The following is a 295-nucleotide window of genomic DNA, read 5'->3' as shown; positions in this document are numbered from 1 at the left end:
TTTTCAATAAACGAATAGCTTTATGACTCGATATGACAGTGATTGATTTTAATAGTTTAGTTGCTTGAATTCGAACAATAGGTTGTTTAGGAATATGAAAACTAACAACCTTACGAAAACAATCAATTTTGGCATGATGAGTAGTTAACCAATCAATCCCTAAAATCACATCAAAAGCAAGTATCTTTAAAGAGATAAGGTCAACGGGTAATGTGATGGTGCCAACTTGGATCAAACAAGATTTATAAACAGTGGATGTGATGAAAGTTTCTCCTAACGGAGTTTCCACAGATAG

The 295-nt window shown here is 33.2% G+C and carries 1 protein-coding gene; it reads right to left on the bottom strand.

What is annotated here, in order from left to right; all coding sequences use genetic code 11:
- The coding region (locus GN138_RS15910; RefSeq protein WP_157364981.1) for a pepsin/retropepsin-like aspartic protease family protein at positions 1 to 295 on the bottom strand (295 nt) is incomplete at both ends.

Source organism: Winogradskyella endarachnes (genome assembly GCF_009741275.1).
Lineage (GTDB): Bacteria > Bacteroidota > Bacteroidia > Flavobacteriales > Flavobacteriaceae > Winogradskyella > Winogradskyella endarachnes.
Note: the sequence above shows the minus strand (reverse complement) of the source record. Positions and strands in the feature narration are given on the sequence as shown.